Genomic DNA, 14,170 nt, shown 5'->3' with positions numbered 1-14,170 from the left:
CAAGCCTTTAGTCTTCAAGGGTTGAAGTATCCCCTTCAGGGAGCCCCAATTCCTGGGCTCGCAATAAACGGCGCATTATTTTTCCGCTTCTTGTTTTGGGAAGTTTGTCAACAAAAGCTACTTCTGATGGAGTGGCAATAGGGCCAAGCTCTTTGCGCACGTGCTGTATAATGCTCTTTCTTAGGCCATCGGTGGGTTTTTTGCCTTCCCTTAAGACTACGAAGACCTTGATGCGCTCACCTTTGACTTCGTCTGGGAGGCCTATAGCCGCAGCTTCTGCTATGGCGGGATGACTTACCAGGGCAGATTCAAGGTCAGCAGTACCTATGCGATGGCCAGCTACGTTTAATACGTCGTCTGCCCGCCCTAAAACGGCAAAATAGCCCTCTTCGTCGCAAACGGCGATATCTCCTGTTTTATAACAGCCTGGAATTTCATTCCAGTATGACTCATATCTGGCCGGGTCATTATAAATAGTGCGCATCATGTAGGGGAGAGGCTGTCTTAAAACAAGGTAACCACCTTTGCCAGGCGGAAGGGCTTTCCCGTTGGCATCAACTACGTCGGCCACCACCCCTGGTAAAGGCTTTCCGGTAAACCCTGGTTTAGCTGGGAGACAGGGAAGGGTCCCCAAAACAGGGCCAGCCACTTCGGTTTGCCAGAAATTATCAACACAGAAGCCCTTGTTTTCAAGTATAACCTCCTGGGCAAAGCGCCAGGCCTCAGGGTTTAAGGGCTCACCGGCACAGGCGAGAATTCTTAAGGTAGAGCGGTCATATTTTTCAATATGTTCCTTACCAAAACGCATGAACATACGTAGAGCCGTTGGAGCGGTAAACATTACAGAGACACCATATTTTTGCACCATTTGCCAGACTATCCCGGGATGAGGGTAATCAGGAGCCCCTTCACGGATAAGAAGAGTGGCACCGGCGCAGAGGGGCCATAAACAATGAAGGAATGCCCCACAATCCAGCCTATATCAGATGTGGACCAGTAAACATCTTTGTCTTTGATATCAAAAAAGGCCTTGGTGAGATAATAAGTTCCCACCATGTAACCACCGTGAACGTGAACCACCCCTTTAGGTTTTCCAGTGGTGCCTGAAGTGTAAAGGATAAAGAGTGGGTCCTCGGCGTCCATTATTTCAGCCGGGCAGTGGTGGGAATGAGACCGTAATAGTTCCCAGAAATCAACTTCCCATTCTTCTAGTTCAATGGGTGGGCTGGTGCGGCGATGGACCACTACTTTTTCAACAAAATCAAGTGTTTCAAGGGCTTCATCAACCACGGCTTTAAGTCTTACCACTTTGCCACGTCTGAAGGTTACGTCAGAACATATCACCACTTTGGCCTGACAATCTTCAATGCGAGAACGCAGGGCACCAGCTCCCATGCCCGCGTAAACAACGGAATGAATAGCTCCTATGCGGGCACAGGCCAGCATGGCAATGATGCCCTCAATGGTCAAGGGCATGTAAATTACTACCCGGTCTCCTTTGCCTACGCCTAGTGATTTCAGGCCATTGGCAAACTGGTTAACCCTGTCTCTTAATTGCCCGTATGTGCCTACCTGTTCTTCGCCTTCTTCAGAAAGCCATATTACTGCTACCTTGTTACGCCGCCAGGAATCGGCGTGGCGGTCAAGGGCGTTTAAGGTGATATTGGTTTTTCCGCCTACAAACCAGCGGTGGTAAGGTAGGTTGACTTCTCTAACTTTCTGCCAGGGTTCAAGCCAGAGTAGCTCTGAAGCAATTTGCCCCCAAAAACCTTCAGGGTCTCTTATGGAATAGGCGTAAACAGAATCATAATCTTTTATAAAGGCTTCTTCTAAAACCCTGGCAGGGGGAGAAAATTTCTGGGTAGTTTTCAAAAGGTGGTCAATCTGTGTTTCATACTGGTGATCGTTGGCCATATGTCCTCCTTCTCTTTTAACTTAAGCAAGCTATAATAAAACTTTTGATGTTGACGCTTTATTTTGCTTCTCAAATATTTACCTGGCCTTTTTATCTGGGGCCGCATTTTAAACGAGAAAAACGCCCCCTTCTCGTTAAACGCCTAAATCCTCCCACTATTCCTGTTTCTAAACGGGTTATCTGGATTCATACCTTATCAGTAGGGGAGGTGCAAGCCGCTATTCCTTTATTAAAGGCCTTACGGAAAAACTTTTCTGATCACTTTTTAGTTTTTACCGTGGCCACTTCAAGTGGTTACCAGCAGGCCTTAAAACGCGCCCAAAATTTAGCTGACCTTGTCTGGCCAGGGCCTATTGACCTTTATCCCATTGTCCAAAAATATTTGAAAAAATTCCATCCAGATTTTTTTATCTTGGTGGAAACAGACGTGTGGCCTGGCCTTCTTGCCCAAATAAGCAAAAAAAACATTCCTATGGCCTTGGTTAATGCGGCTTTATCTGAAAAGTCTTCAAGGAGGCTTGAAAAGTTTTCTTTCCTCAAAAAAATACTTTTTGAACCTTTTTCTTTTATAGGTGCCGCTACCAAGGGAGATGCCGAACGTCTTAAAAAACTTTTGCCTGAAAAAGAAATACATTTTTTGGGAAACTTAAAATATGAAGTTTCGCCACCCCCTGAGGAAAAGATAAGCCGTTTAAAAAACGAGCTTGGACCTTTTTTAAAAAAGCCGGTGATTGTGTGTGGTTCCACCCACCCCGGGGAAGAAGAAATTTTGCTTGAAGCGTTTAAAGCGTTCGGGGAAGGCTATTTGCTTCTTTGCCCACGGCATCCCTCGCGGGCCGAAGAAGTTTTAAGTCTTGCTGAAAACAAAGGGTTTCGTGCTTCTCTTCGGAGTACCCCTTCTCCTTCAGAAGTAATAGTAGTGGATACCCTGGGAGAACTTGCCAGCCTTTATGCCCTGGGGGACATAGCTTTTGTTGGCGGGAGCCTGGTCCCAGTAGGTGGGCATAATCTTTTTGAGCCGCTGGTTTTTGGGCATCCGGTGTGTTTTGGCCCTTATGTTGAAAGTATTTCTGACCTGGCAGAACATCTTATTGAAACAGGGGTGGGCTTTAAAATAGATGATCCTCAAAATGTAGCGGCCTTATGGAAAAAAATGCTTTCCGAGCGGGAAAAAATTAAAACCAAAGCCTTTTCTCTTAGAAAAGAGTTTTTAGGAGTCTCTCGGGAGTATATCTTTTTTTTAAAGTCTTTGGTACAGGCGACTTAACGGCTGCGGCGCGTTCAGAAAAGAACTTGGGTCCAAAATTTTATTAATGGGGCATTTTTACATTACAAGCGTCAACGCGAGGCGACGTATTTGCTGTGGCGAAGTGTCCCTACCGGGTCATTACGAGGAGACCCGCAGGGCCGACGAAGTAATCCCCTGAGATTGCTTCACTCCGCTCGCAATGACGGTGGTAAGTGGCTCGTAATGACAACCCAAAATTGTCACCTGTTTTACGCTCCCAATAATAAAAAACTGCTGTCTTTTTGGGGAAACAGTTAGCAGGAAATAGCGGATCTTATAATTTTTCGAGCAGGTCTTCCAGGGTACGTTTTACAAAGCGCAGGCCATATAGTTCTTCATTGCTTAAGGGTTTTTGGTATTTAAGTATCAGGAGAATGGCCGGCACCCGATGAAAAGCTATAGGGATATAAACCTGGCCATCATAGGCTATAATTTCGTTAGTTGCGAGGAAGCGCTTAAAGGACTCCTGCCTTACCGGTTTTTCCCCCTCGGAATCTACCATAAAAAAGTTTTCTCCTTCGCGATAAATCAGTATGCCATCAGCTGAGAGTTCTTCAGAAAGGCTTTTTAAAACTTTTTGGGCCAAATTCAGGGCCTCTTCTGGTAAGAAAGGGCCAATTTCTACGTTAGGTGAAAAAACTTTGGCGGAGGTTTCTATCTTTAGCTGTTTCAAAATTTCACTCGGTAAATGAGAGGCGTTTTTAGAGATGTTTCTGATTGCCTCATCAACTTCCTCCAGAGAACGAAAAAGATTTTCCCAGCCAAGGGGGCCTTTCCCGGCTACGATTCCTGCGGCCATAAAGTCAGCGTAAAGGCATAGGTGTTCAAGCCTTTTAGGCCGAATAAAAACTTCACGGCCTTCCAGGTTATTCAAAATAAACTCAGGGAAGTTCCACTGTTTGGCAAGCTTTTCTCCCACAACGTAAAGAATTTCTTTACGCAGTCGCGGTGACAAAGTTTTAATCTTCTGGAAATACTCTGGACTATAAAGAAGCAAAACAAGTCGTCCTATGCGTTTTAAAAGGGTGGCGAGATAGGCCTCTTCGGCGTTTATACCTTTTTTAATGGCCGCTTTGCCAGCAAAGTGAGCCGCCAGGATGGATACGGCAAGTTCTCTGGCAAGTTCTTCATCTTTCAGGTCTTTATCTGAGAAGTGAGGGCCTTTAGCCAGGTTTTTTAAGTTTTCATAGCCAAGAAGAGAGACCACCCTTGAGATAGTTTTCATGGGAAGCCCCATGGGATTATAAAAGACGGAGTTCCCTGTGCGCAAAAGCTGGCAACAAAGGCCTGGGTCAAGAAGTATTATCCTTACCATGCGTTCGGTGGTGGGGTGGTATTCAAGCCTCAGCCTTTCAAGGGCCAGAGCTGTTTCCTTAAAAGAGGGCAGGTTGGCTGTGCGTTTATATTTGTTTATTAAACGTAAAATTTCGGCTTTCATCTATAATTCTATCGGCAATTTTTCTCCCAATACTCAAGACCTTTCCAGAAAAGTTCTATATTTTGGGCGCTAAGAATTAGGGGTAAAAATTTGCGTTTGTAAGGCATGGCCTTTAAAAACTTGGGGGTAAATATTTTTAGAATTCGCAGGCATTCTTCCTGCGGGCGGTAATTTGAGAGATAAGAGTGGAGTTTTTTTAAAAGGGATAGGCGGCCGTAGAAATTTAGCTCAAATTCCTGAGCCAGTTTCCACTCGGTAAAAATCCAGGGTCTGCTAAGGGCTTTTCGGCCAATAAGGGCTCCTTTGGCACCAGTTTTGGCAAAAAAGAGAGCGAGGTCTTTTAAGCTGGTTATGTCTCCGCTTCCGTAAACCCGGGCCTCTCCTTCAGCCAGGTTAACCAGGTCTTTTATTCTTTCCCAGCGAGCTTTGCCGCTAAAGCCCTGTTTAGCTGTGCGAGGGTGAAGTACCAGTATGTCCACTCCTGCTTTGAGAAGGGTCTCAGCTATTTTTTCAAGCTGGTCGTGGTTGAAGCCAAGCCTGAATTTTACAGAAAAATCAACCCCAAAATCGTGGCTTATTTTAGCAAGAGTGCGGGACAGGCGAAAAAGTCTTGGCAGGTCCTCTAGGAGGGCGGCTCCTCCACCGGTTTTTATAATTTTGGGAGCCGGGCAACCGGCGTTTAAATCAAGACCTTCGGGTTTGAGGTTGCTTAAAACCAGCTCAGCTGCCCGGGCGAGCTTCTTTTCATCATAGCCGTGAAGCTGAAAGCGAAGAGGCCGCTCTTCTTTTGAAACATAAATGTTTGGCAAATCAAGACCTTTGGCCAGAAGGGCGTCAGCGCTAATGAGTTCCGTCCAGGTAAAGTCTGCTCCAAGTTCTCGGCAAAGTCTTCTAAAAGCGCTTTCAGTAAAACCAGCTAAAGGGGCAAGGCCTACAAGTCTTTTGCCTTTTTTATTCATGTTATTTGAATTTATCTAAATTTTTTGGCGATATTTGGGAGCACAAAACAGATGACAATTTTTACTGTCATTGCGAGCTTTTTTACCTGTCATTGCGAGCGGAGCGAAGCAATCTAAGATCCCTTCGCTAGCGTTTGGGAGAGAGACTGCTTCGTCGGCAGTTTATGCCTCTTCGCAGTGACCTGATAGGGTCACTGCGTCGCCCCGCGGGCTTCCGCACAATTACGCTCCGTAATACAAAAAATGCTACTTCTCTATTCTTCTATTTTTTCAACTCTTACGGCTTTCCCTTCTCGCCGTGGAATCTGCCCTTCAGGGAGAAGGATAACCTGGGCCCTGAAGCCAAGGTAATTATAAATTTCTTCTTCCAGGCGTTTTTTAAGTGTTTCGTCAAGGGTGCGGCTTTCCACCAGGATTTCAATAAAGTCTTTACCTTCTTGTTTGCCAATTCTTATCAGGTAATCAGGGAGAGTTTCCGGGTGGGCCATAATGATTTCTTCAATCTGGCGGGGATAAAAGTTTACCCCTTTTACTTTAAGCATGTCGTCAGTGCGGCCTTTGATGCGGGCAAGCCGTAACATAGTGCGCCCGCAGGCACAACGCCCTCGTGATACCACCCGGGTAATATCCCTTGTGCGGTAACGGATTAAGGGAAGGCCTTCACGGGTAAGAGTGGTTATTACCAGCTCGCCTTCTTCACCGTCTGGAAGTGCTTCTCCTGTTTCTGGATCAACGATTTCTACGATGTAGTGGTCTTCCCATACGTGGATACCGGCTTTGGCAATACAGTCTATGCCAAGGCCCACGCCACCTGTTTCCGTCATGCCAATTATGTCAAAGGTTTCTATGCCCATTTCTTCTTCTATGAATTTGCGAGTTTCATTGCTCCAGACTTCAGCCCCAAAGATGCCTACCCGAAGTTTGCTTTTCTTGAAGTCAAAGCCTTCGGCCTTGGCCACTTCTATTAAGCGCAGAGGATAAGAAGAAATCGCTGCTATGGCTGTAGTGCCAAAGTCTTTAATGAACTTGAGTTGCATGAGGGTTCTTCCAGGGCCTATAGGAACCACAAAGCAGCCGATTCTTTCGGCACCATAGTGAAAACCAAAGCCCCCGTTAAAAAGACCAAAGCCAGGTGTTATTTGAAAGACGTCCTTGTGGGTAAGGGTGGCGGCTGAAAGGCAGCGGGCCATAATTTCTGCCCACTGCTCTACGTCAGAACGGGTGTAAGGATTTATAACCGGGGTGCCGGTTGTTCCTGAAGACATGTGAAAGCGCACAAAGTCTTCCCTGGGAGCGCAGGCCAGTTTAAAGGGATAAGCCTCTCTTAATTCGTCTTTGGTGATAAAGGGTAATTCCCTGATATCTGTTAGAGTTTTTATGTCTTCAGGGGACAAGTCTCCAAACCTTGCAAAGTAGGCCTGATTATTTTCTTGGATATGCCTCAAGGTGGCTTTAAGCCTTTTCAATTGAAGTTTTTCAAGTTCTTCGCGGGGTAAGGTTTCAAGCCTTGGTTGATACATGTTTCCTCCTAATAAGCTATTTCTTTGGCTTTAGCTACGGCGCGTTTAAAGCCTTCGCGGGCTTTTTCAATGTAAACTTCGTCAATGCAAAAGGCCAGGCGAATATGCCCGGGGCCACCAAAACCACGGCCGGGAACTGCAAGGATTAATTCTTCCTGAAGGAGCTTACAAAATTCTACGTCGTCAATAGGGGTTTTGGGAAATACATAAAAAGTGCCTTTGGGTTTTACGAACTCAAGGCCTGCTTCTTCAAGGACCTCGCAGAAAAGGTCTCTCCGTTTTTCGTAAATGGTTACATCTACTACTTCTTCCGCACATTTAGCTGCCAGGCGCTGGGCCATGGCTGGAGCATTTACAAAACCTAAAATACGATTGGCCAGAATAAAGGCTCCCATAAGTTCTTCACGATTTTGGGCCTCAGGATGTAAGGCCAGGAAACCTATTCGTTCACCGGGCAACGACAGTTCCTTGGAAAAACTTGAAACCACAATACTCTGGTCATAGTGAGGGAAAATAGGTGGTGTTTCCCGACCGTCAAAAACGAGATTTCGGTAAGGTTCATCAGAGATGAGAAGTATCGGGCGGCCAATTTCAGCGGACTTCTTTTTCAATAAGTCAGCCAGGGCTTTTATTTCGTCAAGTTCGTAGAGCTGGCCAGTAGGGTTATTGGGAGAATTGATGAGTATAGCTTTGGTTTTAGGGGAAATAGCTTCTTCTATTTTAGCAAGGTCAAGGGAAAAATCAGGCTTAGTAGCCACTGGCTTAGGTACACCGCCGTGGTTTTCTATGTAAAACTTGTACTCCACAAAAAATGGTGAAGGATAGATAACCTCGTCTCCCGGGTCTAGAATGGCCTTAAAAATAACATTTAAAGCCCCGGCGGCTCCACAGGTCATTACCACACATTCCATGGGGACGGCGTATCTTTGTTCTTTTGAGACTTTGATGGCCATGGCTTCTCTGGCAAAGGGGAAACCTGCGTTTGGCATATAAGCGTGAAGGGAAGGGGCGTCTTCTTCAATTAATTCCTCAAGGGCTTTATGAACACTTGGAGGAGGAGGAACATCTGGATTCCCCAGGCTAAAATCACATACCCGTTCAGGGCCGAATTTGGCCTTAAGCCTGGCGCCTTCTTCAAACATTTTTCTGATCCAGGATGCTCCGGCAAGATATTCTTTTATCTGGTTAGATAACATTTGAACCCCCTTTTGTTTTTATGTTTTTAAACCTTTTATTTTAGCTAGCGTCAAGGTTATTATAAGAACATGGAAAAGAGGGAAGGCAATATAAAATTTAAGCTTTTTGGCACTTTAAGGCTTAATTATCGGCCAAGTGAAGGAGAAATATTTATTGCTGAACCTATAACCCTGGCCCAACTTTTAAAAGAACTGGCTAAAAAATACGCAGGCATCCAGGAAAAACTGCTTGAAGAAGAAAAGCTTAGGCCTGGAGTAGTTATTCTGGTAAACGGTAAAAATGTCTTGCATTTGCAAGGATTAAACACTGAAATTGAGCCAGGAGACACCGTAGTTATTTTCCCTCCGGGAGCTGGAGGATGAACATCTTTGAGCGCCAGAAGGCTATTTTTTCTCACGAAGATATGGCCCGCCTCAGGGCTTCTACTGTTATGATTGCCGGGGTAGGGGGCCTTGGCACAGTAGTAGCTGAAGGGTTAGTACGCCTGGGTATTGGCGGGCTTATTCTGGTTGATGATGATCGTGTTTCTCCCACAGACTTGAACCGCCAGATACTTTACACGGCCAAAGATATTGGTGAGTTTAAAACTAAAGTAGCCAGAGAGCGACTACTGGCTATTAGAGATGATGTGTGGATAGAGGCCTGGGTACAACGCATTGAAAAAAAGTTTGACATACCTAATAAAGTAAACGGAGTTGTAGATGCCTTAGACAATTGGGATAGCCGTTTTATACTGGCTGATATGTGCGAGGCCAAGGGCAAATTTTTAGTTCACGCCGGGCTTTCAGGGGCCTTTGGCCAGGTAGCAAGTTTCCTCCCGAATAGGCCACCAAAGTTTAGAGACGTGTTTGCCGGGGCAGCCCCAGAAGAACCCGCCGCCTTTTTTTCTATTTGTGCTGTGCTTGGCGGTGTTCAAGCCTTTGAAGTGGTAAAAATAATTTGTGGCCGCAAGGATAATCTTGTTGGGAAACTTCTCCTGGTTGACTTAATAACCTATCACTTTGAAGTAATCTCGCTAGCTAAGTAAAAGGCTTCTTTAATTCCTTCTATCCCCATTTGCACGGCAATAACCGCAAGAATTAAGCCCATGAGCCGGGTGATTACCCCTATTTTGGTTTTGCCAAGCCTGGCGGAAATAGCTTCTCCATAAACAAAACAAAAATAGGTAAGCAAGCACACAAAGCCAAAAACAGCTTCTATGATTATCAACTCATAAATACTTGACCTTTGCGCGGCAAAGGACATGGCAGTAGCAATGGTGCCTGGCCCGGTAAGAATAGGGGTGGCTAAAGGGGTAATAGCAATGGAGTCAGGGTCAGCTTCTTCGTGTTCTTCTTCGCCTGGATGATGCTGGCGTGAGGTTTTCCCTCGTAAAAGGTTGTAGGCGATTAAAAAAACCAGGATGCCGCCGGCAATTCTAAAGGCGGGAAGCGTGATACCAAAGAAGTGGAAAATAAAGTTTCCCGCCCAGATAAACAAAGAACCCAGAATAAAGGCCCATAGGGTAGCTTTTTGGGCTACTTTTATTCTAACTTTTTCATTAAATTCTTCTACCAGGCTTACAAAGATGGGGATATTCCCAATTGGGTTCATAATAGCCATAAAGGCGCCTAAGAGATGTAAAATGAATGCAAGCATATTTGCAAATTATAAATTTAGGGTTTTAAATTTAATCTTTAACAAAACAATTCTTTTGAAGGGGTGTCAATATGATAGTTATTTTAAAGCCGGATATAGATCCGGCTGGTCCTGAAGTCCAGCGCATTTTACAGACTCTCCACTATTACCAGGGGATAACCACGCGTATTTCAGGGGTTACCGGTGAAGAACGCAAGGTCATAGAAATCTACGTAATAGGAGATACTTCTAAGATTCCCGATGAGGAAATTGCCCACTTACCTGGTGTAGAAAAGGTAGTAAGGGTTTCCAAAAAATACCGTCTAATAGGTCGCCACATTGCTGATCAGGAAGGCCTTGGTTTTAAATACAATGGGCTTTATTTCAGCCAGGATACCTTTCACATCTTTGCTGGCCTCTGTGCGGTAGATACCCCGGAGCACGTAGAAATGATGTTTGCGGCTATGAGAGAAGTGGGCCTTGAAACAGCTCGCATGGGTGTTTATAAACCTCGCACCAATCCTTATTCCTTCCAGGGCCACGGGCGCAAGTGTCTCCCCTGGCTTTTTGAACTGGCTGGCAAATATGGCATTCGCTGCATTGCCATGGAAGTATGTAAGGAATCCCATATAGACGAAATTTTTGAAGAATGGGAAAGGGCAGGGCGCCCTACCGGGATAATGCTTCAAATTGGTACTCGCAATGCCCAGAACTTTGAACTGCTAAAGGCCGTTGGTAGCCAGACGGAGTTTCCTGTTCTTTACAAAAGGGGTATGGGAATCACCATTGAAGAAAGTCTTAACGCCTGTGAATATATTGCCAGCGAAGGTAATCGTAACATTATATTTTGCTTGCGCGGAGTGAAAACAAATCTTGGAGACCCCCATCGCAACCTGGTAGATTTTGCTCACGTGCCGGTAATAAAAAGCCAGACTCGCCTGCCAGTCTGCGTTGACCCTACCCACTCGGTAGGCAGGCGTCATTTTGGTCCAGATGGTATTCAGGAGATTTTTCACGCTGCAGCTCAGGGAGTAATTGCTGGAGCTAATATGATTCTTGTAGAGTTTCATCCACGCCCAGAGAAGGCCTTATGTGATGGGCCTCAGGCTTTAACCCTTGAAGAGCTTCCTCATTTCATTGAAGACATGAATATTGTGCGTGAGGCGTATTTACAAAGAAAAGATCTGGCTAATCGTTACGCGTTGCAAAGTATGGCCCCTAAAGCGGTTAATTTATAGGAGAAAGAAAATGAAAAAACGTCTTCATTATATCCAACATGTGCCTTTTGAAACCCCTGGGGTGATTCTTGATTGGGCTCGGAGCCGAAGCTATGAAGTAACTCACACTAAAGTTTTTTTAGATGAGCCCTTTCCCTCAGCCCTTGATTTTGACTTTTTGGTTCTTATGGGCGGGCCTATGAGCGTGCATGATGAAGACCAGTTTCAGTGGCTCTCAGAAGAAAAGGCCTTTTTGCGCAACATTATTGGTGAAGATGAAGAAAGAATAAAGATTCTTGGTATTTGCCTGGGGGCCCAGCTTCTGGCCGAGGCCCTTGGTGCAGAGGTTTATCCCAATCGTTACAAAGAAATAGGCTGGTTTCCAGTTGAGCTTACGCCTGCTGCCAGAGGCCTCCGCCTTTTTAGAGACTGGCCTCATTCTCTTGAGGTTTTTCACTGGCATGGGGAGACTTTTTCCCTTCCTCCAGAGGCCATTCACCTGGCGCGTTCTGAAGCCTGCGAAAATCAGGCCTTTCTTCATGAAGACCGCATCCTTGCCTTGCAATTTCACCTGGAAGTTACTCCTGACCTGGTGGCAGGGCTTTTAGAGAACAGCGCTGAAGACCTTGAGCCTGGTGGCCCTTATGTTCAGGACCCAGAAGCTATAAAAGGGCAACCGGAGTTATACGAATTCTGTCACGAAATGCTTTTTAAGCTTTTAGACCGCTTTACCCGTCTTTAGAGAGTTTCTCTGCCAGGGCCAGGAACTTTTCAGGAGGTAGCTCCTCGGCCCTGGCGTCTGGAGAAATGTCTATTTCTTCTAAAAGATTTCTGGCTTCATCTTTACTCAGGTCAAGGGCTCTCAGGTTAGTAGCAAGCTTTTTACGACGATTGGCAAAAGAAGCTTTAAGGACTTGAAGCAGTTTTTTTTCATTGGGTAGGGAGTCATTCAAAAATTTTATTTTTATAAGGCTTGAGCGCACTTCAGGAGGGGGATAAAAGCATCCAGGCGAAAGATCCATTAGCTTTTCTGTTTCAGCGGTTAAGGCAAGAAGGATGCTCAGTGGTCCGTAGTTTTTGTGGCCGGGCCTGGCGAGAAGTCTTTCCGCCACTTCTTTCTGAAACATAAAAACGCAAAAATCTATGTTTTTTCGGCTTTGAATTAATTCCCACAAAAGGCGACTTGAAAGGTAATACGGCAGGTTACCAAAAAGAATAAGCTTCTGGCCTATTTCTTCTGATAAAGCATGGTAGTCAAGTTTTAAAATGTCGCCGTGTCTTATTTCCACGGTTGGCGTGAGAAAACTTTCTTTTTCAAGGATTTCTATAAGGTTCTGGTCAAGCTCAAAGCCTATTACCTTTTGGGCCTTTTGGGCGAGAGCATAGGTAAGGGTGCCAAGGCCTACGCCCAGTTCCACCACGATTTTTTCTTCTGGAAGGCCGCTTAAGGCCACTATTTTTTGGGCTATCCTGGGGTCAGCCAGGAAGTTTTGCCCCAGGCTTTTTTTGGCCTTAAGGTCATAGCGCCTTAAAAGCTCTCTGGCTGAAGGGATTTTAGAGGGAGAGTTTTTTAAAGGTTGCTCTGGCATAAACATCAAGGTCAAGGGAGGCAAATTCACCTCGTAAGTATTTGCGATAACCACAAACCGCCACCATCGCGGCGTTATCCGTGCAAAACTCAGGGCTTGGCAGGTAAAGCCTGAAGTTTTTCTTCTGGGCCTCCTGTTTCAAAGTTTCCCTCAAGCGCTTGTTAGCTGCCACTCCACCAGCAAGAACCAGGTGCTGGCAGTTGGTGGCTGAAAGAGCCGCCAGGGCCTTTTCTTTAAGCACCTCTACCACGGCCTTTTCAAAGGCAGCACAAAGGTCGTGTAGGGGAATGCTCAGCCCCTTTTGTTTTAAGTCGTTCACGTAATTTACCACCGCGGTTTTAAGGCCTGAAAAACTAAAGTCAAAGCCTGGTTTATCAAGCATGGGGCGGGGGAGGGGGATAAGGTCTGGGTTTCCTTCTTCAGCCAGGCGGCTTATGATGCGCCCACCAGGATAGCCAAGGCCAAGAAGCTTGGCCACTTTGTCAAAGGCCTCACCAGCGGCGTCGTCTCGGGTTTGCCCGAGAAGATAGAACTCAAGATAGTCTTTAACCCAGAAAAGAGCGGTATGCCCTCCTGAAACCACCAGGGCAACGAAAGGGAAGGGCGGCCTTTCTTTTTCCAGAAATACCGCCAGAATATGGGCGTTTATGTGATCACAGGCTATAAGGGGGATTTTTTGTCCGTAAGCCAGGGCCTTGGCAAAAGAGACTCCAATAACCAGAGAACCAATAAGGCCCGGGCCATTGGTTACACAAACTGCGTCTATATTTTCCAGGCTTACATTAGCCTTTTTCAGGGCTTCTTCGGTGATAGGTAAAATGATTTCCATGTGTTTACGAGAGGCAAGCTCAGGAACAATGCCTCCATAGCGGCGGTGGAGTTCTTCCTGCGAGGCCACTAGATTGGCAAGAAGATACCTGCCGTCTTTTAGAATAGCACAGGCAGTTTCGTCACAAGAGGTTTCAATAGCAAGTATTATCATGGCTTACTCTCTTCCCACTAAAACTATTACCGGGAGTATAAAACAGATAATAACTTCTGTAAAATTAATGAGTTTTACATTACAAGGCGTCATAGCGAGGCGACTTAGTCGCCGAAGCAATCTAAATATTTTTAGTATCACCCGGAAAAAGATTGCTTCGCCCCTGATAGGGCTCACCATGACGAGGTGGGGAACGTGGCTTGCAATGCCCCCTTATTTGTCACTGCGAGCGAAGCGAAGCAGTCTCAGCAGATAGAGGAAACAAGAGATTGTTTCGGGGCTTTGCCCCTCGCTTCGCTCGGGACAGGCGAAGTAGTCTCGCAGACACCTCGCCACAAGGGCTATTTTGCTAGCAATTACCGCAATTACAGAAAAAGCTAGCCAGGTATAGCAGCCCCAAATAAAAAATTTCTATACAGCAAATTGGTATTGGTTTAATATTACCTGA

General features: G+C 45.8%; 12 protein-coding genes and 1 pseudogene. 5 read left to right on the top strand and 8 right to left on the bottom strand.

Features of this window, described 5'->3' with window-relative positions; genetic code table 11:
- Positions 1–10: 10 nt before the first annotated feature.
- Positions 11–1,765, bottom strand: a pseudogene (locus TH606_RS01000) (AMP-binding protein); the annotation flags it as partial.
- A gap of 196 nt (positions 1,766–1,961) precedes the next feature.
- On the opposite strand from TH606_RS01000, the gene TH606_RS00995 reads away from it, so the two are divergent.
- Positions 1,962–3,182 (top strand): 3-deoxy-D-manno-octulosonic acid transferase, encoded by a 1,221-nt coding sequence (locus tag TH606_RS00995; protein WP_068540701.1) that lies wholly within the window; start codon positions 1,962–1,964, stop codon positions 3,180–3,182.
- 295 nt (positions 3,183–3,477) lie between these two features.
- Here TH606_RS00995 and TH606_RS00990 read toward each other — a convergent pair whose 3' ends face one another.
- The 4 genes from TH606_RS00990 to TH606_RS00975 all read right to left on the bottom strand — a co-directional run bounded on the left by TH606_RS00990 (position 3,478) and on the right by TH606_RS00975 (position 8,316).
- Positions 3,478–4,641: an HDOD domain-containing protein gene (locus TH606_RS00990; protein ID WP_068540698.1), complete on the bottom strand. Its 1,164-nt coding sequence runs from the start codon at positions 4,639–4,641 to the stop codon at positions 3,478–3,480.
- Positions 4,642–4,649: 8 nt separating this feature from the next.
- Positions 4,650–5,600 carry a tRNA-dihydrouridine synthase family protein gene (locus TH606_RS00985; RefSeq protein ID WP_068540696.1) on the bottom strand — a complete coding sequence of 317 codons (951 nt, stop codon included), beginning with the start codon at positions 5,598–5,600 and terminating at the stop codon, positions 4,650–4,652.
- Positions 5,601–5,854: 254 nt separating this feature from the next.
- Positions 5,855–7,120, bottom strand: coding sequence for a phenylacetate--CoA ligase family protein (locus TH606_RS00980; RefSeq protein WP_068540694.1), 1,266 nt, complete (start codon positions 7,118–7,120; stop codon positions 5,855–5,857).
- A gap of 8 nt (positions 7,121–7,128) precedes the next feature.
- On the bottom strand, positions 7,129–8,316 hold the full coding sequence (locus tag TH606_RS00975) for a pyridoxal phosphate-dependent aminotransferase (protein ID WP_068540691.1): 1,188 nt from the start codon (positions 8,314–8,316) through the stop codon (positions 7,129–7,131).
- Positions 8,317–8,385: 69 nt separating this feature from the next.
- Here TH606_RS00975 and TH606_RS00970 point away from each other — a divergent pair, with 69 nt between their 5' ends.
- Positions 8,386–8,679 (top strand): ubiquitin-like small modifier protein 1, encoded by a 294-nt coding sequence (locus TH606_RS00970; RefSeq protein ID WP_068540688.1) that lies wholly within the window; start codon positions 8,386–8,388, stop codon positions 8,677–8,679.
- Positions 8,676–9,344, top strand: a complete 669-nt coding sequence (locus TH606_RS00965) for a HesA/MoeB/ThiF family protein (protein WP_068540686.1) — start codon at positions 8,676–8,678, stop codon at positions 9,342–9,344. The genes TH606_RS00970 and TH606_RS00965 overlap by 4 nt, the downstream gene beginning before the upstream one ends.
- Here TH606_RS00965 and TH606_RS00960 read toward each other — a convergent pair.
- Complete coding sequence (locus TH606_RS00960; protein ID WP_068540684.1) at positions 9,314–9,955, bottom strand: MarC family protein; 642 nt, start codon at positions 9,953–9,955, stop codon at positions 9,314–9,316. The two genes, TH606_RS00965 and TH606_RS00960, sit on opposite strands and share 31 nt — an antisense overlap.
- 71 nt (positions 9,956–10,026) lie before the next feature.
- On the opposite strand from TH606_RS00960, the gene TH606_RS00955 reads away from it, so the two are divergent.
- Together TH606_RS00955 and TH606_RS00950 are read left to right on the top strand one after the other, a co-directional pair.
- Entirely contained in the window at positions 10,027–11,172 is a 1,146-nt protein-coding gene (locus TH606_RS00955) for a 3-deoxy-7-phosphoheptulonate synthase (RefSeq protein ID WP_068540683.1), read from the top strand.
- A 10-nt stretch (positions 11,173–11,182) separates the two neighbouring features.
- A complete protein-coding gene (locus TH606_RS00950) occupies positions 11,183–11,893 on the top strand; it encodes a type 1 glutamine amidotransferase (protein WP_068540681.1) in 711 nt (236 codons plus the stop codon).
- On the opposite strand, the gene rsmA is transcribed toward TH606_RS00950, so the two are convergent.
- Together rsmA and tsaD are read right to left on the bottom strand one after the other, a co-directional pair.
- The gene (rsmA, locus tag TH606_RS00945) at positions 11,880–12,740 is read right to left on the bottom strand and encodes a 16S rRNA (adenine(1518)-N(6)/adenine(1519)-N(6))-dimethyltransferase RsmA (protein WP_068540783.1); all 861 of its coding nucleotides are present in this window, start codon (positions 12,738–12,740) and stop codon (positions 11,880–11,882) included. The two genes, TH606_RS00950 and rsmA, sit on opposite strands and share 14 nt — an antisense overlap.
- On the bottom strand, positions 12,706–13,722 hold the full coding sequence (gene tsaD, locus TH606_RS00940) for a tRNA (adenosine(37)-N6)-threonylcarbamoyltransferase complex transferase subunit TsaD (protein WP_068540678.1): 1,017 nt from the start codon (positions 13,720–13,722) through the stop codon (positions 12,706–12,708). The genes rsmA and tsaD overlap by 35 nt, the downstream gene beginning before the upstream one ends.
- Positions 13,723–14,170: the final 448 nt, after the last annotated feature.

It is taken from the genome of Thermodesulfatator autotrophicus (assembly GCF_001642325.1).
In the GTDB taxonomy this organism is placed as follows: Bacteria; Desulfobacterota; Thermodesulfobacteria; order Thermodesulfobacteriales; family Thermodesulfatatoraceae; genus Thermodesulfatator; species Thermodesulfatator autotrophicus.
The sequence above is the reverse complement of the archived record's forward strand: the minus strand, read 5'-3'. Positions and strand labels throughout refer to the sequence as shown.